Source organism: Haloferax marinum (assembly GCF_009674625.1).
GTDB lineage: Archaea > Halobacteriota > Halobacteria > Halobacteriales > Haloferacaceae > Haloferax > Haloferax marinum.
In genome coordinates, this window is record NZ_WKJQ01000001.1 from 87581 (window position 1) to 108353 (window position 20773).

Here is a 20773-nt window from a genome sequence, read left to right on the forward strand (position 1 = left end):
CTCTCGACGACTGTCGGACGAACCTGTCTGTTTGGGTCGTCGAGGACGCGACAGAGTGGGAGGGAGAGAGATGTCTCTCAGAGAGATGTGTACGTTGTCGGTTGTCGGAGACGACTCTCTGTAGGCTGTCGGAGACGACTCTCTGTAGGCTGTCAGAGACGACTCTCTGTAGGCTGTCAGAGACGACTCTCTGTAGGCTGTCAGAGACGACTCTCTGTAGGCTGTCAGAGACGACTCTCTGTAGGCTGTCAGAGACGACTCTCTGTAGGCTGTCAGAGACGACTCTCTGTAGGCTGTCAGAGACGACTCTCTGTAGGCTGTCGGAGACGACTCGCAGTTACACTCGTCGTGACCGCGTGACGGCCTCTCGTCGAGACCGCGTGCTGCGGCTCACGGATGAGTGATACGCGAGTGGAGATTCCACTCGCCATAAATGAAGAAAGCCCACCGGAGGAATCTCCGGTGGGCTTTCTGAGTATGAATAGGGGCGGCGAACTGGATTTCCCAGAGGATCGCTCACTCCAGTACTGACCAGAACGCAGGTGAGCTTAACTGCCGTGTTCGGGATGGGTACGGGTGGAACCTCACCGCTCTGGCCGCCTTAAATCCGATCGACGGAATCGAACCGTCGCCATACCAATATCGGTGGCGTCGAATCTGACTTAATGTACGTGCAATCCAGTTTGCGCCTGGACCCGTTCCCGGATCTCAGTGCGTATGAATGTGGCTTGGTCTGTTAGTGCTCGCGGGCTGAACGTCTCGTTGCCTCGACGCGTACACCCCGAGTCTATCGAACTCGTCTTCTACGAGTGACCTCAGTGGAACTTCTTTTCCGTGTAGGTTTCGAGCTTAGATGCTTTCAGCTCTTACCCTGCGGTGCGTAGCTGCCCGGCAACTGCCCTCTCGGACAACCGGTACACCAGTGGCACCCATTCGTAGTTCCTCTCGTACTATACGAACGTTCACGTCATGTTCCTAAACACCCCCAATAGATAGCAGCCGACCTGTCTCACGACGGTCTAAACCCAGCTCACGACCTCCTTTAATAGGCGAACAACCTCACCCTTGCCCGCTTCTGCACGGGCAGGATGGAGGGAACCGACATCGAGGTAGCAAGCCACCGGGTCGATATGTGCTCTTGCCGGTGACGACTCTGTTATCCCTAAGGTAGCTTTTCTGTCATCTACGGGTCCCATGAATGAACCTCGTAGGTTCGCTAGACCACGCTTTCGCGTCAGCGACACTCGTTGGGAATGTCACTGTCAGACTTCCGTATGCTCTTGCGCTCTTCCACGAGTTTCCGACTCGCGTGAGGAAATCTTTGGGCGCGCTCGATATCTTTTCGAGCGCGTACCGCCCCAGTCAAACTGCCCGGCTACCGGTGTCCTCCGCCAGGAGTGAGAGTCGCAGTCACTAACGGGTAGTATTTCAATGTTGCCTCGGTGGCCCGCTGGCGCGGGTACCTGTGTATCGGCTCCTACCTATGCTGCACATTAGCGACCACGTCTCAGCGACAGCCTGCAGTAAAGCTCTATAGGGTCTTCGCTTCCCCTTGGGGGTCTCCAGACTCCGCACTGGAACGTGCTGTTCACCGGGCCCAACGTTGGGACAGTGACGCTCTCGTTGATCCATTCATGCAAGCCGCTACTGAAGCGGCAAGGTACTACGCTACCTTAAGAGGGTCATAGTTACCCCCGCCGTTGACGGGTCCTTCGTCCCATTGTAATGGGTGTTCAGATACCCGCACTGGGCAGGATTCAGTGACCGTACGAGTCCTTGCGGATTTGCGGTCACCTATGTTGTTACTAGACAGTCGGAGCGTCCGAGTCACTGCGACCTGCTCGATCAAGAGCAGGCATCCCTTATCGCGAACTTACGGGACTAACTTGCCGAATTCCCTAACGTCGGTTGATCCCGACAGACCTTGGCTTGCTCTGCCAGCGCACCTGTGTCGGATCTCGGTACGATTATCTTGCTCGTCTTTTCACGGGCTCTAGGTACCGCCGAGTTTCCCTATCTCACCATTCTTTCGCTTCGTGCCATTACGGCTTCCACGAAGTTCGGTGATTCGACGGGGCGAAGGCCCCGCTCGGTGTTCCCTAAAGCGTCGACTTTTAATGCAAGATAGTACTGGAATATTAACCAGTTTCCCTTTCATCTAATTCGAGTTACGGTTAGACTTAGGATCGACTAACCCTCGGCTGATTAGCAGTGCCGAGGAACCCTTGCGCGTAAGGTCGTCGGGGTTCACACCCGACTCTCGCTGCTACTGAGACCATGATTTTCTTTGCTGCTCGGTCCACACGAAGTCTCCCCCGTGCTTCCACCCAAACAGTATGCCAACCTACGGAATCGTACTATGAGTACGCCGCTAGGTCTCGGAGATGGATTTGAGCCCCGATCATTTTCGACGCCTCGAACCTCGGCCGGTAAGCTGTTACGCTTTTCTTAGAGGGTAGCTGCTTCTAAGCTCACCTCCCGGCTGTTTAGGGCTCGAGACAATCTTCAATCGCACTTAATCCATACTTTGGGTCCTTAACCTAGCTCTGGGTTGTCTCCCTCACGGTGCACAAGCTTACCCCGCACACCGGACTCCCTGAGTCTACGACGTCTGTAAGTTCGGAGTTTGACAGGGAAGCGAACTCCTCTCGGAGTCCGGATTCCCAATCGGTCGCTCTACCTCACAGACTATCTCATCAGAGGTCATGCTTCGACATGTTTCGGTTGGAACCAGCTGTTGCCAAGTTCGATGGGCCTTTCACCCCTACACCAGAGTCACGAGAGGGTATTGTAGGACACCAACTCTAACGGGCCTCCACGCAGCTTTCGCCACGCTTCACCCTGCTCCGGCGTAGATCACTTGGTTTCGGGTCGCATCCGGTTGGCTCCCCGCCCTTGAAGACGGTGGCCCTGGTCAAAGACTGCGGCCGTATCGGTTTCCCTATGCCTCCGGGGGTTCACCCCTTAGACTCGCCAGTCAGATGCACTCCATGGTTCGTTTTTCAAAACGTACGACGTAACATCGGCTTCGTCTGAGTCTTACTGTGAGATCGCTCTCGGTTCATTCGTCAGACGACCTTGTATGCTACATCGCTCTATCGCCAACTGATTTCAAGCCCTATTGCACCGCCCTTTTCGGGGTGCTTTTCAGCGTTCGCTCACGCTACTTGTTCGCTATCGGTCTCGAGGAGTGTTTAGTCTTCGCAGTTGATGCCTGCGTAATTCACGAGGGATATCCAACCCCCGCTATTCTGGAACAACCCCGGAATCGTTCACTCACACTACGGGGTTTTCACCCTGTATCACGCTCTGTTCCAAGAGACTTCGTGTGAGATCCAGATTCGTTATGGGTAGTCCGTACACCACATTGCCCGAAGGCTTCGGTTTGGACTGTGTCGCTTTCACTCGCCGTTACTCACGATATCGCGGATTGCTTTCTTTTCCTGCTCCTACTAAGATGTTTCAATTCGGAGCGTTCCCCATTGCGCAAGGCAATTGCGTGGGGATTCCCATTCGGAGATCCTCAGTTCTTTCCCTCCATGCGGGTCCCTGAGGCTTATCGCAGCTTGGCACGTCCGTCATCGGCTCTCGAGCCGAGCTATCCACCAGCTGGCACAGTAGCCAGTTGATATAGTCACTGTGACCCGGAGAACGGGTCCAGTGGACGCCTGGATTGCACGTACATACGGTTTCATCAAACGCCCAGTAGTCTTCTGGCGCGTTTTCGACCCTTCCCAACCACGCTTGCGCGGGATGGTGCATCAGTCGTCAATGTCCATCACATCGTATCGTCGTCCCACACTTAAGGGGCACGATTCAACGAGCGTTGAACATTGCTTACCATGGACCCACAGGGATTCGAACCCTGGGCATCCTCCTTGCAAAGGAGGCACTCTACCACTGAGCTATGGGCCCGTGTCAGCCCTAGTAGTTCTAAGGTGTCCGAACGGATGTGTTCGAACTCGGAAATCGAAAGTGAGCCACCCCGTCGGGGTGGTCTCGGTCGTTAGGAGGTGATCCAGCCGCAGATTCCCCTACGGCTACCTTGTTACGACTTAAGCCCCCTTGCGAAGCCCAGATTCGACTATCGTGTGATAGCCTCATCCGGACCTCACTCGGGTGCTTTGACGGGCGGTGTGTGCAAGGAGCAGGGACGTATTCACCGCACTCTTATGAAATGCGATTACTACCGAATCCAGCTTCATGAGGGCGAGTTTCAGCCCTCAATCCGAACTACGATCGAGTTTCGGAGATTAGCGTCCTCTTTCGAGGTAGCAACCCATTGTCTCGACCATTGTAGCCCGCGTGTAGCCCAGCTCATTCGGGGCATACTGACCTACCGTTGCCCGTTCCTTCCTCCGCTTTAGCAGCGGCAGTCCTTCTAATGTACCCAGCCAGTCGAAACTGCTGCTGGCAATTAGAAGTGCGGGTCTCGCTCGTTGCCTGACTTAACAGGACGCCTCACGGTACGAGCTGACGGCGGCCATGCACCTCCTCTCTATAGCGTCGTGATAAGGTCATCAACCTGATCGTCATCACTATAGTCGGAGCTGGTGAGATGTCCGGCGTTGAGTCCAATTAAACCGCAGGCTCCTCCGGTTGTAGTGCTCCCCCGCCAATTCCTTTAAGTTTCATCCTTGCGGACGTACTTCCCAGGCGGCTCGCTTCTCGGCTTCCCTACGGCACAGCACAGGCTCGTAGCCTGTGCCACACCTAGCGAGCATCGTTTACAGCTAGGACTACCCGGGTATCTAATCCGGTTCGAGACCCTAGCTTTCGTCCCTCACCGTCGGATCCGTCTTCTCGAGGTGCTTTCGCCATCGGTGGTCCGTCCAGGATTACGGGATTTCACTCCTACCCCGGACGTACCCCTCGAGCCTTCCGGTCCCAAGCCACGTGGTTTCCACCGGACGCCCGCCAGTTAAGCTGGCGGATTTCCCGATGGACCTTCGTGGCCGGCTACGGACGCTTTAGGCCCAATAATATCGGTCATCACTTGAGCTGCCGGTATTACCGCGGCGGCTGGCACCGGTCTTGCCCAGCTCTTATTCCCCGACCGCCTTACAGTCGGGAAAAGCGAGGACTATATGCCCTCGCACTTGGGGTCCCCTTATCGCACTTGCGTGCAGTGTAAAGGTTTCGCGCCTGCTGCGCCCCGTAGGGCCCGGAATCTTGTCTCAGATTCCGTCTCCGGGCTCTTGCTCTCACAACCCGTACCGATTATCGGCACGGTGGGCCGTTACCCCACCGTCTACCTAATCGGCCGCAGCCACATCCTACGGCGCCTGAGCGTTTGGGAGAGTCGGCATTCCAGCGTGACTCCCCTATGAACTATTAGCCTCAGTTTCCCGAGGTTATCGTTCTCCGTAGGGTAGTTTGACCACGTGTTACTGAGCTTTCCGCAACGAGTCTAAGCTCGTACAACTAGCATGGCTAAATCGGACCCCAATAGCAATGACCTCCGGCAGGATCAACCGGAATGGGTCGCGACCATTTAAACCTGGTCGCGGGGTGTTGGCGGGTGAATGGCAGCGTATTGCTGTCAAATCACCGTTCAAAGGTCCGAGTTCGGGGACATCCGTTCGGATGTCACCGAACTACTAGGGCTAACATCAGATACCGTCTTGCGGCGTACCGCAGGGGCGGAATCCTCATTTCCTTCGGATTTGAATCGAGGTGGTTCGAGGGTATAAACCCGTCGAACCGCGCTCGACCCAACCCGTGAATCGGGACGCGTTGAAACGCCCCGAAATCGCGTTGTGTCTTTCGCATTCTTCCGAAATGCCTTGGACCACTTAAGGCCGTCGTATCATCGGCGCACCGGGAAGGTGTGTCATCCCGGAGTGCGCCAGACGACCTTGGGTCGGGTGGCGTTCGGACGAAGCCTTCGGGGGGAGTGCCCCCGTGCGCTTCTTCACATTACTTCGAATGGCACGGTTGCATTTAACGCCGTTGATTTAGTGGCTCTGTGAGAAAAATAGACACGAGGGGAGTGATAACTTCACACGCGCACAGTTCTGACATCAGCTTGGTGGGCCAAGTGAAATCAATTCTGCGTCGAGTGAAAACAAGTATTAGTTTCGCGCGCGTGCGATAGAGAGACGGAACGGACTCAGTTGAAGTCGGTTTATAACGGGTCGATTTATAAGGAAGGAGGTATGATTAAAAAGCGAGCAATGAGTGGGCCGGCAGACTCCATCGAGATTCAGAACGTAGTCGCATCGACCGGGATCGGTCAAGAGCTCGACCTCGAAGCCCTTGCCGACGACCTTCCCGGTGCTGATTTCAACCCAGACAACTTCCCAGGCCTCGTCTACCGGACGCAGGAACCGAAAGCAGCGGCGCTTATCTTCCGCTCTGGGAAAATCGTGTGTACCGGTGCAAAGAGCATCGACGACGTGCACGAAGCACTGGGTATCATCTTCGACAAGCTCCGGGATCTGAGCATCCCTGTCGACGAAGAGCCCGAAATCACAGTTCAGAACATCGTCTCCAGCGCAGACCTGGGCCACAACCTGAACCTGAACGCACTCGCTATCGGCCTCGGTCTCGAGGACGTCGAGTACGAACCCGAACAGTTCCCCGGCCTCGTCTACCGCATGGACGAACCGAAAGTCGTCATCCTGCTGTTCGGTTCCGGGAAGATCGTCATCACGGGCGGCAAGCAAACCGACGACGCAGAGACGGCCGTCGAAGAGATCGTCGAGCGAATCGACGCACTCGGCCTTCTTGGGTAACGCGCTCGGACGAACTCACTTTCTTCTGACCACGCTCCGGTGAGCCACAGGTCCAAAAGTGTAAAAAGTCCAACAACCAAATGGCTCAGTATGAGTGCGCGGGAGGACGTGGCGTTTCTCGTCGGGTCACAGAGCAGAGTCTCGATACTACGAGCACTAGCAAACGGGCCACGACGTCCGACGAACCTCGCGAAAGCGTGCAACTGTGCCCGTGAAACCGCACAGCGGACACTCGCAGGGTTTCGTGAGCGCGGGTGGGTCCAGAAGTCCGACGGGTTGTACCGTCTCACTCCTGGTGGGGAGATGGTCTTCGAGCGGTACGACAGTCTCATCGACACCGTCGAATGTGCAGACCAGATGAGCGAATTTCTGACGAACGTCGGTGGTATCTCCAACGAATTGCCACCCGACGTCTTCCAGCAGTTGAACGTCACCACCGCCGTCGACAACGACCCTCACGCGCCCATCAATCGCTACCTTACAGTCCTTGGTGACGAACCAGTAGACCAGTTCCGTGGTGTCTCACCTATCGTGAGCCGTATCTTCAACGAGGCAGCAGAGCAAGTAATTGGGCCGCAGACGGAGATGGAACTCATCATCGACCGGGATGTGCTCGAACGGTCGATCGCAGAGTATCCCGATGCCTACGAGCTCGGGAAAGAACTCGACCAGTTCTCCCTCCAGGTCGTAGACGAAGAAATCGAGTTTGGCCTCCTTCTCGTAGATGGCCACGGAGCGGTGGCCTCACACGACGACTATGGGAACGTCGTCGCTCTCGTCGACGGCGACACTCCCGAAGTCGTGACCTGGGTCGAAGGGCTGTACGAGTCACTTCGTGCGAAGGCGTCTCCCGTAGAGTACGACGAGTTAGCAACGTAGCGAGGGAGACGAAGACACGACTCATCGACTGTGACACCCCCGGTCACACGTGATATTTCCAATCACATCCTCTTGCAATAAAATATAAGGTGGCGCTCGTCTGAGAAGTAAGTGCCGCGTCGCAGAAGTCTCCATTGGCGATTCGGCTCTCCACGGAGACCGGGTGGTGGATGCCCCTGCCCCTTCAGACGTCCGCGCCTTCGGTGAGGACGTCTTTCACCACGTCCGGGTCTTCGAGAAGTTGGTGTTTGGTGTAACTCCCCTCGGCACTGCCGCCGCTGTGTTTGGACTGCTCGATGATGTCGAGAAACGCGTGTTCTTTCAGCAGGTCACGGACGCGCCGGAGTGAGAGACTATCGGAGCCCTGCTGTCGGCAGATGTTCTCGTAGACTTCGTACACTCGACTCGTTCGGAAGCCGTCTTGTTGCTGGTTCGACAGCGAGAGAATCGCGAGAGCCTGCAGAACGTACCGTGAGTGAGGAGTCGAACCTCGGATGAGTTCACGGAATCGGTCGGTCTCCGCGCGCTGGCGCGCCTGCGTGACGAAGTTCTCTTTGACGGTGTTGGCACCCATCGACTGTGCAATCTCACCGGCGTAACGGAGGATGTCGATAGCCTTGCGAGCGTCTCCGTGTTCGCGGGCGGCGAGTGCTGCAGCGCGAGGTATCGTCGACGGGTCCAAGACGCCGTTTCGGAACGCGTCACTGCGTGCGTCCATGATGTCGCGAAGTTGGTTGGCGTCGTACGGTGGGAAGACGAACTCACGCTCACAGAGGCTGGATTTGACGCGTTCGTCCATCCGGTCTTTGTACTGAATCTTGTTACTGATGCCGATGACGCCGAGTTTGCACCCCGAAATCTTTCCAGCCTCGCCCGCCCGCGACAGTTGCATGAGGATGTCGTCGTCGCTCAGTTTGTCGATCTCGTCGAGGATGATGAGGACGACGTCGTAGAGTGAATCGAGGATACGCCAGAGACGCTTGTAGTACGTCGACGTCGAGAGCCCCTTGTCGGGGACTTTGATACCCGTTACGGCGGGGTCGTTGACGCTGTCGGCAATCGTCTGGACCGCCTGCGTCTCGGTGGTGTCCTGTGCACAATCGACGTAGGCGAACGTCGCTTTCACCCCCTCTTCTTCGGCAGTATCGACCAGTCGTTGAGAGACGTACTTCGCACAGAGCGACTTCCCAGTACCCGTCTTTCCGTATATCAACACGTTACTCGGACTCTGTCCGAAAATCGCAGGATTCACCGCCGTCGCGAGGTTCGAAATCTCGTCGTCGCGACCGACGATGCGACCCTCTCCAGGGAGATGGTTAATCTCTAACAACTCCTTGTTGGCGAAGATGGGGTCCTCCCTGGTGAAGAGGTCGTCGCTGGCGTTAGGCATGTTCGCAACACACCACGTTTCCGGTGAAAGGACTTACCATTTGTCGCAGGACACACACACCACATTTCCGGTGAACGGTGACGAACCTCCGTTTCCCGTCCACACGAAACCGAGGTTTGGGTTCACCGGAAACATGGTGTGGTGAGGGGTTTGAAATATCATCACTGCTTGGAGGGGGCCCACGTTACTCGAGGAAAAGACGAATTCGGGCGAACCTACCCACTGTTCTGGAGACCGGCCACAGTACAGGGAGACCGGCCACAGCACAGAGACGTCTCGACGACAGCCGAGACGAGTCAGACGTAACTGATGAACAGTTTCAGACGACTCAGTAAGTCGCAGTTCGGCGTTGCCGCAGTGCGTACAGACGTCACGAGACGAGAGTAGCATCGGCCGGAAGAACTGGGTACTTCGAACCCTAGTCAACTACCCTCGTGTGGTCAACCGCCCTCACCCTCGTGTAGCCAACTGCCCTCGGAGGTACACAGACAACCCCAAAATCGCGTCCCTGCTTCGATTCGAGCATTACTCGAGAGTCGAGTAATTATCTGTCTGCGAGTGTATCAATGGACTTTTACACAAATAAACTATTTAATAGTTTCTAGACTCTCTCCAAAACAGCCTGTGCTGAGGAACGTGACTCCGCCCATCGTCGCACACACAGAAGCGATTGAGAGACGACAACACCCACCGGAAACGTGGTGTCTTCCGAGGACCGACACACCTTACGAGAATCCCTACGCTGGTGGTCTGTAAGAGACGATTTCACCGGAAACCCGGTGTGCAGCATATAAGTGGTGCGATTCGACGTGAGAAGACCATCTCCCAGCAAGCGTTCACGCTGGACAACCGCTGATTTCGGTCGTCTTCGGCCCCGAGTTGCCCGCTCGTCCATTCACCGGAAACCCGGTGTGTCTGTTCCCGACCGCGCACAGCCGATTCCCGATATCTTCCCAGTCCCCTTCGGCGGTTTCACCGGAAACCCGGTGTCTGTCAGCGCTATAACGTTCTTCACCCGCGGCCGGTCCGACACACGACGTCTCGACTCACGGTGAACGGGCGATTCATCGGAAACGTGGTGTCTCTGCCCCTCTCCCGTCACTCTCGCGTTTCACCGGAAGCGAGGTGTGGTGAACCGTACCGAAATCGCCCGAACGATTGCTTTCGGGCCGAACGGATACCCGACATCCTCTCGAGTCGATTCACCGGAAACGTGGTGTGGAACCAACTGACGTAGAATCGTGATTCTCAGTCGTGACTGATAGTGCCGTTCTCGTGGCGTCAATGCAATTACCCTACAGTGCGAACTCACTGTCATGCGTGCACTCGGCCGGGCGTGGGCGCGCCTTCGCGAGGCCCTCAGCAAGACAGATGGTGGTCAGGCGTGGTCACTCGAATGGTCACGTCGAATCGAGACTCGGTGGTCGTGTGGGGAGGAACTCATCGACTGCTTCCGGTTCGACGACGGGTACGTCACCACTGTCCAGTACAAACGACAGGAGGTCAAGTGGCAACTCACGCCTGGACAGGTTCCACTCGCAAGTGCTCTCGCGATGGCCAGACTCTATCTCGAACACCGACTGACTCCACAGACCGACCGTGACGGCCGACCGTTTATCGGCCTCGCGGACCACGGTCCGGTCCAGGTGTTCGAGGAGATTCCACCGGAACCCGTCGAGTACGTCTATCTCGACGGGATTCGGACGCTCGAAGAGTTCCCCGACTTCATCACCGTCGACGAGAATCTGCGGTCAGTCTTCGAACGGATGGTCCCTGCCCAGTCGAGAACCCCGCGGTAATCGGCGGAAGTGTGTTCCATTCGGTGTGAACGTCTCACAGCAATCTCGCTCAGTTCTTCCGCTCTCGTGTCGCAAGCCGTTTCCCCGTCGCGTTCGTACCCGAGTTGATGACTGCCGAGGACGAGGAACCGACTGTCCATCCAACCGAGCAGGACGGGTCGGACGCGAGTTCCGAGGGGTCGGACACGAGCGCAGATAGTAACGAAAGTTCCGACGACTCTGGTGCGAGTGCCGACGACCTCGCCGCGAACGCCGACACCGTCACTCCCGTCGGTGCTGGCGGCAGTCCCGACCACGACGTGCTCGACCGACTCAGCGACGTGACCGACGCCGAGGTTCCGAACGACACCGAACAGCAGGCCGACGGTGTTTCACTCGCGTCGTTCTACGACGCACTCGAAGCAGAAGGGCGACCAGTCGTGACGGCACAGCAAGTCGCCCGTCGACTCGAGGTGTCGCAAGCGGACGCGATGGACGGATTGGACGCACTCGTCGATGCCGGTCGAGTCGAGAGAGTGAACGTCGAGACCGACCCGCTCGTGTGGTACCCGACCGAGTGGGGAAAACTCGCGTCTCGCGAGCGCGTGGTCTTGTTCCCGAAGCGACGCGAACTCGTCGTCGACAACCCCACACAGTACACACGCGCGCGACTCTCGCAGTTCGCCCATCTCGTGGACACGACGGGTGACCGCGAGGGCAGAGGTCGGGGATATCTCTACCGAATTCGACAGGAAGACGTGTGGCAGGCCCCCTTCGACGATGTCGGTAACCTCATCGCCATGCTCCGCTCAGTGGTTCCCGAGCGGTCGCCGCACCTCGAAGCGTGGATCGAAGACCAGTGGAAGCGTGCCCACCAGTTCCGCCTGTACACCCACGAAGAGGGATACACCGTCCTCCAAGCGGCGACTGAGAGCCTCATGGGCAACGTCGCCCTCCAGAAACTCGACGAAGACCAAATTTACGCACCGATTTCAGATACCGAAGCGTGGGTCAGAGACGAGAACGTCGCGGCCATCAAACGAATTCTCTACGACGCAGGCTACCCAGTCGAAGACGACCGCGACCTCGAGGAAGGCGACGCGCTCGACGTCTCGCTCCACGTCGAACTCCGTGAGTACCAACGAGACTGGGTCGACCGCTTCCTCGACCAGCACTCCGGCGTCCTCGTCGGTCCGCCCGGTGCAGGAAAGACTATCGCCGGTATCGGCGCGCTCGCTGCAGTCGGTGGCGAGACGTTGATTCTCGTCCCGAGTCGCGAACTCGCTCGACAGTGGCGCGAAGAACTCCTCACCCACACCGACTTCGACCCTGACCAAATCGGGGAGTACCACGGCGGAAGCAAAGAAATCCGCCCGGTCACCATCGCGACCTACCAGACCGCAGGGATGGACCGCCACCGCTCCCTATTCGATTCGCGTCGTTGGGGACTCATCATCTACGACGAGGCACACCACATTCCCAGTCGTGTCTTCCAGCGCAGTGCCGACCTGCAGTCCAAACACCGACTCGGCCTCTCTGCGACGCCAATCCGCGAAGACGACAAAGAAGCCGAGATATTCACTCTCATCGGCCCGCCCATCGGCACCGACTGGGGGAAACTCTTCGACGCAGGCTACGTCCAAGAGCCGGAAGTCGAGATTCGCTACGTCGGATGGGAAGACGACATGGCCAGAAACGAGTGGGCCTCTAGCGACGGCCGAGAACGCCACATGCTCGCCGCGATGAACCCCGCGAAGGTCTTCGAGATACGTCGACTCCGCGCTCGCCACCCCGACTCGAAGACGCTCGTCTTCGTCGATTATCTCGACCAAGGAGAAGAGATCGCGACGGCACTCGACGTTCCGTTCGTCAGCGGGGAGACGCGCCATCACCGCCGCGAGGCGTACTTCGAGGCGTTCCGCGACGGTGACCTGCAGACGCTCGTCATCTCCCGCATCGGTGACGAGGGCATCGACCTGCCGAACGCCGAACTCGCTATCGTCGCGTCCGGTCTCGGCGGGTCACGCCGACAGGGGTCCCAGCGCGCCGGGCGAACTATGCGACCGGCCGGGAGCGCACTCGTCTACGTGCTGGCGACTCGCGGCACCAGCGAGGAAGACTTCGCCCAGCGTCAGATGCAGCACCTCGCGGGGAAGGGCATTCGCGTTCGTGAATCGAACTCTGGTGAGTCCGCCCACGACGACGGACTCGGTGGGGAGGCCAGCGAACCGGTCGGTGACGACTCGGACCACGATGACTCGGACCACGACGACTCGGACCACGATGACTCGGACCACGACGTCGACGCGGGCCAAACTGAGTAATCGCGGTGGGGAAGACTCTCGAATATCGACGTTCTGTCGTGCAGTTATCCGCGTGGAATGAGAATTCTTAAGTCTAATCGTAGATTCAGACTCTCTTACCCGCTCTTAGCTCAGCCTGGCAGAGCAGCCGACTGTAGATCGGCTTGTCCCCCGTTCAAATCGGGGAGAGCGGACTTCTCCTGCGAACAACGTGAGCAGTGAGACGTCCACCTCGACACGATTTGAGCAGCGAGCAACTCTCTGAGTTGCGAGTGAGTTCAAATCGGAGGCTCGCGATGCTCGCCACGAGCACTCGCTCGTTTCACTCACGAGTGTGGGGAGAGCGGACTTCTCACGGAACTTCCTTCAAAAATCGTCGCCGGCGACTCAGACGGCCGAGAGCTGTTTCTGCTCGGCCAGTTCGAGGTACGACAGCTCTGCATCGGGCATCTTCGGTCCAGTCAGTTCTCCCTGGCGTTTCAGATAGTCGGTCCACCCGCGTGCGTTTTCCACCGAGTCGAACTCGATGACCACCACGATTTCGTTCGGGTTGTCGGCTGATTGAAACAGTTGGTATCCCTTCCCGCCGTGTTCAGCACGAAGCGTGTGATACTCGTCGAACGAGGATTTCCACGCGTCGTAGTCGTCGACAGTCGATTTCACGTGTAGGTATGCCATCCACTCCACCGTGTTAACAGTGGACGCGGGAGTGGATATACGTAGCAGGTTCCGTCTCAGGAGGCTAGCTACTCCTCTGGAAGTCTGCAGACGTTCGGTGCGTCGTCGCCGATTTGGTTGTCTTCGACGACGTTGCCAGTCGATAGGTCGTCGATTCTGATGGGCAAGTCGCCGTTCTCGCGGATGACGTTCTCGCGGATGACGTTGTTGTCTGAGCCCCCGCTCTCGACTCCTGAAACCTCTCGGCCTTGGAGTTCGATTCCATCGCCGCCGTTCTGTCGGATGAGGTTCCCGACGATTTGGTTCTCGTCGGCATCGAGGAGGAACACACCGTCCTCGCCGTTTCCGATGATGCGGTTTTTGGAGATGGTAGAGCGATCAACACGGAACTCGAAATTGATTCCATCTCCCCCATTTCGTAAGATGTCGTTTTCTTCGATGACAATCTCTGTCGAAATCCCGTCGACAGCGACTCCGTATCTCTCGTTTTCGATGAACCGGTTCTTTCGAACGACGTTACCTAATGTTTCGAAGATGAACAGGCCACCCCCGTTTTGATAGAAGAGATTATCCACGACTGTGGCATCCTGACAGAAGAATAATCCCAGTCGGCTGCCGTTGTAGTCGAAGCGGTTGTCCTTGAACAGGAGGTCGGGGGCGAACTCGAAACCAGCGATGCCCTCGTTTCTGGTGATTCGATTCCGCAGGACTCGAGTCCGTCTCGCACCTTCGTCTTGGAAGAACACGATGTCGTTCTTCGCGATGACGTTGTCTGCGATGGTGAGGTCAGTGACACTGTAGAGCCGCAACGCTGCCTCACAGTGAGTAATCTTCACGTGAGATATCGTCCCGTTTCTGTTGTCGCTGTATTCGATACCGGTTTCGAATCCCGTCACGATGAGATTCTTGACCGTGCAGTTGAGTGTGTCATCACTGAGGTAGAGACCAGCTCTGATACCGGTGCTCTGGTAAACGTTTTTCCCAGGTCCTTTGATGGTGTGGCCGTGGCCGTCGATGGTGACATCGGGTACCCCCTCTTTGACGACGATGACGGTCATCGGATTGTTCACGACGATATCCTTCGTAAGCACGTAGTACCCTGGCTCGGTAATCTCAGTCGGGCCATCGATTGGAATCGCGTCGCTCGGCACCCCACCACCGCCATCTCCTCCTGCGGCCGCACTCCCAGCAACACCTGACAGTCCCAGACCAGCAAGTGCAGTCGCAACTGCCCCCCTGCGAAGGACATCTCGGCGTGACAATCCACGATTCTGTGTCGAGCGTTCAGAACCCATTCGTGTAGAATGCGGCCGCAACCGCATTGTTATAATTGAGTTTTTGACAATTAGTGGTGTCTGAAGAATCTTACTCGGCGAATAACTGTGGTACTGGTATGTTACCGGAGCGTGACGCTCTCACGGGCACGTATCTCTGTCATCCGCAAAACTCGAAGCCGAGTCGAAGCCTGCAGGCCAGAACGGACTCACGCTCCAACACTGACTGGAGTAATCATACCAGAACATATCAGTATTACAACTGCTTATCACAGATGCGTGCGTAATCGCACGTATGACTACCCTCTCTTTGACACCGGAGTTAGTGACGGTACGAACAGAAATGAACGACCACAGGACGATGACCGTCGAACTCCACGAGACGAACGAGACGCGCCACCTCGTCGAGTACGAGACCGAACAGATTCGGGACACGCTGGCGTCGCTTCCCGTTGGGTCTCGAATCCCTGTCGAGATGGTCCGTGCTGGCTCACGCTCGAACGTCTGGAAAGTCGTCGGTCTCCACGGCCGCCGCTCCCACGGCCGTCGGTCCCCCACTGCCAACCACTCTCTGACGACTGCTAACTAACCGCTTTCAGACACGGCGGACCCGAGCCCAACCCGTTCGTCTCTGTTTCCTGACTCCATTTCCGACGACTGAATCGAGAGCGCTCCCTTCATCGCAGAGTCGCTACTTTCTATCGCCGAACTGCCGGCCTTCGTCGCCGAACCACTATCATCCACCCTCGAACCACTATCGTCCACCCTCGAACCACTATCGTCCACCCTCGAACAACCATCACCCACCGTCGAACCGCCGGTGCTATATCCTTCGCCCGTCTCCCGAACGCCAATGACTGTCGTCGCCGAGATAGCCATCCGATTCCGCGACCACGACGCCTTTGGCCACGTGAACAACGCCGTCTACGCGACCTACTGCGAACAGGCACGCGTCGAGTACTTCGAGAGAGTCCTCGACGTTCCCGTCTCAGAACTCGACATCGTCGTCGCACACCTCGAACTCGACTACCGGGCACCCATCGAGGGAGTCGGAACTGTCGAAATCGAAATCGAGGCAGGCGAACCTGGTGGAAAGAGCTTCCCGCTGTTCTACGAACTCTCCTACGAGGGCGAGGTGGTTGCGACGGGAAAGACCATCCAGGTTGCGATGGACGAGTCGGGCACTCCCACACGCGTCCCGGACTCGTGGCGTGAAGCGATAGCGAATCAATCCTAACTCGCCCCAATGATCCGGGCGACGTGACTCCGTCTCTCTGAGCATCCCGTCTCTCTGAGCACCCTATTTCTCCGCGTTGACCCGGTATTCTCGACAATCCGACGCGACGTAACCCAAGAATCGGACGACAATGTCGAGTCCGCGGAATTAAGTAGTCTGCCAGTAATCTCAGAGTATGCCCCAGGGAGCACTCAAAGAGCGTCCATCTGTCGGCGATGCGGTCGACCTGCAAACTCGAGCAGGGGAACGCGTCCTCTACATCGGTCGCGACCGGCCGATTCGTATCAGCACCGGACACCGACTCCTCCACCACGATGGGAAGTGTAGTCGTCCCCACGGCCACAACTACGAAATCGCCGTCCGCGTGGTCGGAGAACTGACCGACGAGGGATGGGTCGTAGACAAAGGTGCGGTCACCGACGTCATCGACGAGTGGGACCACCGTTTCCTCCTCGAATCGGGTGACCCCCTGGTCGAAGCGTTCGAACAGTCGGGCGACGCCGACGGAACCATCGTCCTCGACGCGCCGCCGACGGCCGAAGTGATGGCTGTCGTTCTCGAAGAGAAACTGGAAGCGGCGCTTCCAGACAACGTCTCGGAGGTTTCGGTCGAAGTGCGCGAAACCGCGGAACTCTGCGCTGGCTACTGATGCCCGTCTCAGATTCGGTTTCGCGACCCGACACCGACGCCGACGGCCAGCGCCTGCCTATCAACGAACTGTTCGCGTCGCTTCAGGGCGAGGGAAAACTCGCCGGCGTCCCGAGTACGTTCGTTCGGACGAGTGGGTGCAACCTCCGGTGTTGGTTCTGCGACTCGTATCACACCTCGTGGGACCCGACACACGCGTGGATGGCCCTCGACGAAATCGTCGCAGAAGTGGAGACGCTCGCTCCGACGCACGTCGTCGTCACCGGTGGCGAACCGCTGATTCACGGCGAGACGGCAACGCTCCTGTCGGAACTGGCCGACGACTACCACCTGACCGTCGAGACGAACGGGACGCTCGAAACCGACGCACCAGTCGACTTGGCGAGCATTAGTCCGAAACTTGCCTCGTCGACACCGACGGCCGAAAACGCACCGACAGACACCGACACTAGCGTCTGGACGGAGCGTCACGAGTCGGCCCGTATCGACCTCGATTCGCTGGCCTCGCTGGTCGAACACGCCGAGGACTTCCAACTCAAGTTCGTCGTCACCGGCCGCGACGACATGGCCGAAATCGAATCACTCGTCGAAGACGTCCGAGGCGTCGCGAAACGAGAGATTCGAGATAGCGACGTACTCCTGATGCCCGAGGGACAGACCCAAGCCGCGCTGGCGCACACGCGAACGGCCGTTGCCGAACTCGCCGCCGAGTTTGGCTACCGATACACGCCTCGCCTACACGTCGACCTGTGGAACGACGCGCCCGAGACCTGATTGCTCCCACATTTACTCCTGAAACTCACTACTATGACAGACGACACAACTCACGACGAGAAACGCGCCGTCGTCCTTCTCTCCGGCGGCATGGACAGTGCGACGACTGCCTTCGAAGCCAAGGAGCGTGGCTACGAGATTTACGCGCTCCACACGTCCTACGGCCAGAAGACGGAGTCGAAAGAGTACGACTGCGCCCGTGCACTCGCCGACGAACTCGACGCCCGTGACTTCCTCCACATCGAGACGAGTCACCTGAAACAAATCGGTGCTTCGTCGCTGACGGACGACTCGATAGACGTCGAGGACGCCGACATGGACGCAGACGAGATCCCAACCTCGTACGTCCCGTTCCGAAACGCCAACCTGCTGTCGATGGCCGTCTCGTACGCCGAAGCCAACGAGTGTGAGGCCGTCTTCGTCGGCGCTCACTCCGAAGATTACTCGGGGTACCCCGACTGCCGGCCAGAGTTCTTCGAGGCGTTCGAGGCGATGGTCGACGTCGGCACGAAACCCGACACGCACATCTCGCTCGACGTCCCGTTCGTCCACGACTCCAAGACCGACATCGCCCGACGCGGCCTCGACCTCGACGTCCCGTTCGAACACACGTGGTCGTGTTACCGCGCCGAAGAACCGGCCTGCGGGACCTGTGACTCCTGTGCGTTCCGTTTGCAGGCGTTCCAGAACCTCGGCGAGCGCGACCCGATTCCGTACGCTGAACGACCCGACTACGTCGACGCCGCGTAACCCTCACTTTTGACGCTTTCGGACGAACTGCCGGGTATGAGCGACGAGAAACGTCGGACTGCGAGCCACTTCGGCGCGGCCGCCGAGTCGTATTTCGAGAGCGACGTCCACCGACTCGGAGCGGACAGACGGACGCTCGCTGCGTGGTGTCGAGACGCGACTCGAGCACTCGACGTCGCAACCGGCGGGGGTCACACAGCGGGTGCAATCGCCGAGATGGGCGTTCCCGACGTCGTCGCCAGCGACGCGGCCCCCGAGATGGTCGCCACTGCGGTCCGTGAGTATCCTGTCGTCGGTGTCGTCGCGGACGCCGAGCGACTCCCGTTCGGAGCGCAGACGTTCGACGCCGTCTCCTGTCGCATCGCGGCACACCACTTCCCCGACCCGGAAGCCTTCGTCGCGGAGGTTGCTCGCGTTCTCGAACCCGGCGGTGTCTTCGCGTTCGAAGATAACGTCGCACCCGAAGACCAGGCGCTCGCGACGTTCCTCGACGGTATCGAACGCCTCCGCGACCCGACGCACGTCGAACTCTATCCGGTCTCGCAGTGGCGACAGTGGTTCGAAGACGAAGGGTTGGCCGTCGAAGCAGTCGAGACGGCGAAACTCACGCTCGACTTCGACGACTGGACCGACCGAACTGGCGTCTCACCCGACGACGAAGCAGAACTCGAACGTCGCTTTCGGGAGGCATCGCCGGCGGCAACCGACCTGTTCGAAGTCGAGTTCGACGGCGACGCTGTCGTCTCGTTCGCCAACCCGAAAGCACTGATTCGGGCGCGAAAACGGTAACCACGAGGGAGGCCGGTGTGCACTCGCCCGCGACAGGCCCAAACTCTCACTTCGCTCCAGAACGTCATGTTATACCATGGCACGAGTAATCGTGGTCGGTGGTGGTCCCGCAGGACTCTCAGCAGCCCTGTTCACGGCGAAGAACGGGTTGGACGTCCGGTTGTTCGACACGGACAAGACGTGGCTCCACAGTGCGCACCTGTTCAACTACCTCGGCATCGAGTCGAAAGACGGAACCAAGTTCCTCGAAGACGCCCGCGAACAGGTCGAAGGGTTCGGCGCGACACTCCACGACGCGGAGGTGACCAAAGTGGTGCACTCCGGCGATGGTTTCGTCGTTACTGCCGATGGTGAGGAACACGAGGCGGAGTACGTCGTCCTCGCGACAGGTGCGAAGCGTGACCTTGCAGAAGGAATCGGGTGTTCGTTCACGGGCGAAGACGTCGTCGAGGTAGACGTGACGATGGAGACGAGCGTCGAGAACCTGTACGCTACGGGGGCGATGGTCCGCGCCGAAGAGTGGCAAGCCATCATCTCGGCGGGTGACGGGGCCGCCGCGGCGCTCAACATCCTGACGAAAGAGAAGGGAGAACACTTCCACGACTTCGACACGCCGGACGACGCCGAGTAATCGGCCAGAGCGGTGCGTCTAGGACTCGACGAGCAAGACCCCGATGACGACCAACGCACCGCCGGCGAGCGTCACGACCGTCACGGGTTCGCCGAGAACGATTGCACCCAGAGCCAACGTGCCCGCGGGTTCGATGGTGCTGACGACGCTCGTTCGACTCGCACCGATACGTGACAACCCGGCGAAGAAGGCGAGTATCGGGACGACGGTCGCGACGACGGCGATTCCTCCGATGACGAGCCAGGACTCTCCGGTCGTCGGAATCGAGAGTTGTCCGGTCGCGCTTCCGAAGGCGAGGAACGAGACAGTCGCCGCCGGGAGGACGTGCGCGGTGAGCGTCTGTGAATCGACCGTCGAGAGCGTCTTCCGACTCACGACGATGTACGTCGCATAGACGATGGCGGCGAGGAGAACGATGAGGACGCCCCGTGGGTCGACGCCCGCTGGCTCTGCACCCGTGATGAGGACGACACCGGCGAGTGCGACGACGAGTGCCGAGATGGTCCGTCGCGTGACGGGTTCGTCGAGAACGGCGACGGCGAGCGCCACGACGAACACCGGGTAGGTGTAGAGGACGATACCGGTGAGGCCGGCCGTCAGGTACTCCAACCCGACGAAGTAGAGGAGGCTCATCGTCGCGTAGCCGAAGCAGCCGAGTCCGAGGCCGACGACGAGGGCACGCCCAGAGAGCAGGCGGAGTTTTCCACGCGCACCGAGCCACACCCAGACGAGTACCGTCGCCAGCAGGAACCGAAACGTCAACACCGTCGGAATCGACAGCCCTGCCGAAGTAGCGAGTTTTCCGAAGATACCGAGCGTGCCGAACCCGAGTGCCGAGAGAACGACGAGTGCAGTCCCGAGTCGGTCGGTCATTACCGACCCACGAATTGCCCACGGCTAAAGCA

At 58.5% G+C, this 20773-nt stretch carries 15 protein-coding genes, 2 tRNA genes and 3 rRNA genes; 12 read left to right on the forward strand and 8 right to left on the reverse strand.

The genetic code is table 11. From position 1 onward, the window contains the following. Positions 1-482: 482 nt before the first annotated feature. The 4 genes from rrf to GJR99_RS00515 form a co-directional block, all read right to left on the reverse strand. A 5S ribosomal RNA gene (gene rrf, locus GJR99_RS00500) occupies positions 483-604 on the reverse strand. Positions 605-718: 114 nt separating this feature from the next. Next, positions 719-3630, reverse strand: a 23S ribosomal RNA gene (locus GJR99_RS00505). A 213-nt stretch (positions 3631-3843) separates the two neighbouring features. After that, positions 3844-3915 (reverse strand) — tRNA-Ala (locus GJR99_RS00510). Between the two features lie 93 nt (positions 3916-4008). Further along, a 16S ribosomal RNA gene (locus GJR99_RS00515) occupies positions 4009-5481 on the reverse strand. The 16S, 23S and 5S rRNA genes sit together here with 1 tRNA gene alongside, the layout of an rRNA operon. Before the next feature lie 695 nt (positions 5482-6176). Between GJR99_RS00515 and GJR99_RS00520 the strand changes: the two genes are divergently transcribed. Continuing rightward, complete coding sequence (locus tag GJR99_RS00520) at positions 6177-6737, forward strand: TATA-box-binding protein (protein WP_151113781.1); 561 nt, start codon at positions 6177-6179, stop codon at positions 6735-6737. Positions 6738-6827: 90 nt separating this feature from the next. Then, positions 6828-7616 carry a helix-turn-helix transcriptional regulator gene (locus tag GJR99_RS00525; protein WP_151108730.1) on the forward strand — a complete coding sequence of 263 codons (789 nt, stop codon included), beginning with the start codon at positions 6828-6830 and terminating at the stop codon, positions 7614-7616. A gap of 184 nt (positions 7617-7800) precedes the next feature. Here the strand turns inward: GJR99_RS00525 and GJR99_RS00530 are convergent, their stop codons facing one another. Beyond that, complete coding sequence (locus GJR99_RS00530) at positions 7801-9006, reverse strand: Cdc6/Cdc18 family protein (protein ID WP_151108731.1); 1206 nt, start codon at positions 9004-9006, stop codon at positions 7801-7803. Between the two features lie 1316 nt (positions 9007-10322). Here GJR99_RS00530 and GJR99_RS00535 point away from each other — a divergent pair. From GJR99_RS00535 to GJR99_RS00545, 3 genes are all read left to right on the forward strand, one after another. Further along, the gene (locus GJR99_RS00535; RefSeq protein ID WP_151108732.1) at positions 10323-10805 is read left to right on the forward strand and encodes a hypothetical protein; all 483 of its coding nucleotides are present in this window, start codon (positions 10323-10325) and stop codon (positions 10803-10805) included. 107 nt (positions 10806-10912) lie between these two features. Then, positions 10913-13108 (forward strand): DEAD/DEAH box helicase, encoded by a 2196-nt coding sequence (locus GJR99_RS00540; RefSeq protein ID WP_151108733.1) that lies wholly within the window; start codon positions 10913-10915, stop codon positions 13106-13108. 99 nt (positions 13109-13207) lie between these two features. Further along, a tRNA-Tyr gene (locus tag GJR99_RS00545) sits at positions 13208-13281 on the forward strand. Between the two features lie 193 nt (positions 13282-13474). On the opposite strand, the gene GJR99_RS00550 is transcribed toward GJR99_RS00545, so the two are convergent. After that, positions 13475-13765, reverse strand: a complete 291-nt coding sequence (locus tag GJR99_RS00550; RefSeq protein ID WP_151108734.1) for an antibiotic biosynthesis monooxygenase — start codon at positions 13763-13765, stop codon at positions 13475-13477. Positions 13766-13833: 68 nt separating this feature from the next. Beyond that, positions 13834-15060, reverse strand: a complete 1227-nt coding sequence (locus GJR99_RS00555) for a right-handed parallel beta-helix repeat-containing protein (protein WP_191967046.1) — start codon at positions 15058-15060, stop codon at positions 13834-13836. Positions 15061-15334: 274 nt separating this feature from the next. Between GJR99_RS00555 and GJR99_RS00560 the strand changes: the two genes are divergently transcribed. From GJR99_RS00560 to GJR99_RS00590, 7 genes are all read left to right on the forward strand, one after another. Beyond that, positions 15335-15628 carry a hypothetical protein gene (locus GJR99_RS00560; RefSeq protein ID WP_151108736.1) on the forward strand — a complete coding sequence of 98 codons (294 nt, stop codon included), beginning with the start codon at positions 15335-15337 and terminating at the stop codon, positions 15626-15628. Between the two features lie 264 nt (positions 15629-15892). After that, positions 15893-16276 carry an acyl-CoA thioesterase gene (locus GJR99_RS00565; protein WP_151108737.1) on the forward strand — a complete coding sequence of 128 codons (384 nt, stop codon included), beginning with the start codon at positions 15893-15895 and terminating at the stop codon, positions 16274-16276. Between the two features lie 175 nt (positions 16277-16451). Next, positions 16452-16925 (forward strand): 6-pyruvoyl trahydropterin synthase family protein, encoded by a 474-nt coding sequence (locus GJR99_RS00570; RefSeq protein ID WP_151108738.1) that lies wholly within the window; start codon positions 16452-16454, stop codon positions 16923-16925. Then, entirely contained in the window at positions 16925-17698 is a 774-nt protein-coding gene (locus tag GJR99_RS00575; protein WP_151108739.1) for a 7-carboxy-7-deazaguanine synthase QueE, read from the forward strand. Before GJR99_RS00570 ends, GJR99_RS00575 begins: the two co-directional genes overlap by 1 nt. A gap of 33 nt (positions 17699-17731) precedes the next feature. Next, positions 17732-18448 (forward strand): 7-cyano-7-deazaguanine synthase QueC, encoded by a 717-nt coding sequence (queC, locus tag GJR99_RS00580; RefSeq protein WP_151108740.1) that lies wholly within the window; start codon positions 17732-17734, stop codon positions 18446-18448. Positions 18449-18484: 36 nt separating this feature from the next. Next, on the forward strand, positions 18485-19237 hold the full coding sequence (locus tag GJR99_RS00585; RefSeq protein WP_151108741.1) for a class I SAM-dependent methyltransferase: 753 nt from the start codon (positions 18485-18487) through the stop codon (positions 19235-19237). Between the two features lie 76 nt (positions 19238-19313). Further along, positions 19314-19868: an FAD-dependent oxidoreductase gene (locus GJR99_RS00590; RefSeq protein ID WP_151108742.1), complete on the forward strand. Its 555-nt coding sequence runs from the start codon at positions 19314-19316 to the stop codon at positions 19866-19868. A gap of 18 nt (positions 19869-19886) precedes the next feature. Here the strand turns inward: GJR99_RS00590 and GJR99_RS00595 are convergent, their stop codons facing one another. Beyond that, positions 19887-20741, reverse strand: a complete 855-nt coding sequence (locus GJR99_RS00595) for a DMT family transporter (RefSeq protein ID WP_151108743.1) — start codon at positions 20739-20741, stop codon at positions 19887-19889. Between the last annotated feature and the right edge of the window lie 32 nt (positions 20742-20773).

Coding starts and splice junctions, on each gene's coding strand:
- GJR99_RS00560 (WP_151108736.1), top strand. CDS start 15,335: ATGACTACCCTCTCTTTGACACCGGAGTTAGTGACGGTACGAACAGAA.
- GJR99_RS00595 (WP_151108743.1), bottom strand. CDS start 20,741: ATGACCGACCGACTCGGGACTGCACTCGTCGTTCTCTCGGCACTCGGG.
- GJR99_RS00590 (WP_151108742.1), top strand. CDS start 19,314: ATGGCACGAGTAATCGTGGTCGGTGGTGGTCCCGCAGGACTCTCAGCA.
- queC (WP_151108740.1), top strand. CDS start 17,732: ATGACAGACGACACAACTCACGACGAGAAACGCGCCGTCGTCCTTCTC.
- GJR99_RS00585 (WP_151108741.1), top strand. CDS start 18,485: ATGAGCGACGAGAAACGTCGGACTGCGAGCCACTTCGGCGCGGCCGCC.
- GJR99_RS00565 (WP_151108737.1), top strand. CDS start 15,893: ATGACTGTCGTCGCCGAGATAGCCATCCGATTCCGCGACCACGACGCC.
- GJR99_RS00535 (WP_151108732.1), top strand. CDS start 10,323: ATGCGTGCACTCGGCCGGGCGTGGGCGCGCCTTCGCGAGGCCCTCAGC.
- GJR99_RS00555 (WP_191967046.1), bottom strand. CDS start 15,060: ATGGGTTCTGAACGCTCGACACAGAATCGTGGATTGTCACGCCGAGAT.
- GJR99_RS00525 (WP_151108730.1), top strand. CDS start 6,828: ATGAGTGCGCGGGAGGACGTGGCGTTTCTCGTCGGGTCACAGAGCAGA.
- GJR99_RS00575 (WP_151108739.1), top strand. CDS start 16,925: ATGCCCGTCTCAGATTCGGTTTCGCGACCCGACACCGACGCCGACGGC.
- GJR99_RS00550 (WP_151108734.1), bottom strand. CDS start 13,765: ATGGCATACCTACACGTGAAATCGACTGTCGACGACTACGACGCGTGG.
- GJR99_RS00520 (WP_151113781.1), top strand. CDS start 6,177: ATGAGTGGGCCGGCAGACTCCATCGAGATTCAGAACGTAGTCGCATCG.
- GJR99_RS00540 (WP_151108733.1), top strand. CDS start 10,913: ATGACTGCCGAGGACGAGGAACCGACTGTCCATCCAACCGAGCAGGAC.
- GJR99_RS00530 (WP_151108731.1), bottom strand. CDS start 9,006: ATGCCTAACGCCAGCGACGACCTCTTCACCAGGGAGGACCCCATCTTC.
- GJR99_RS00570 (WP_151108738.1), top strand. CDS start 16,452: ATGCCCCAGGGAGCACTCAAAGAGCGTCCATCTGTCGGCGATGCGGTC.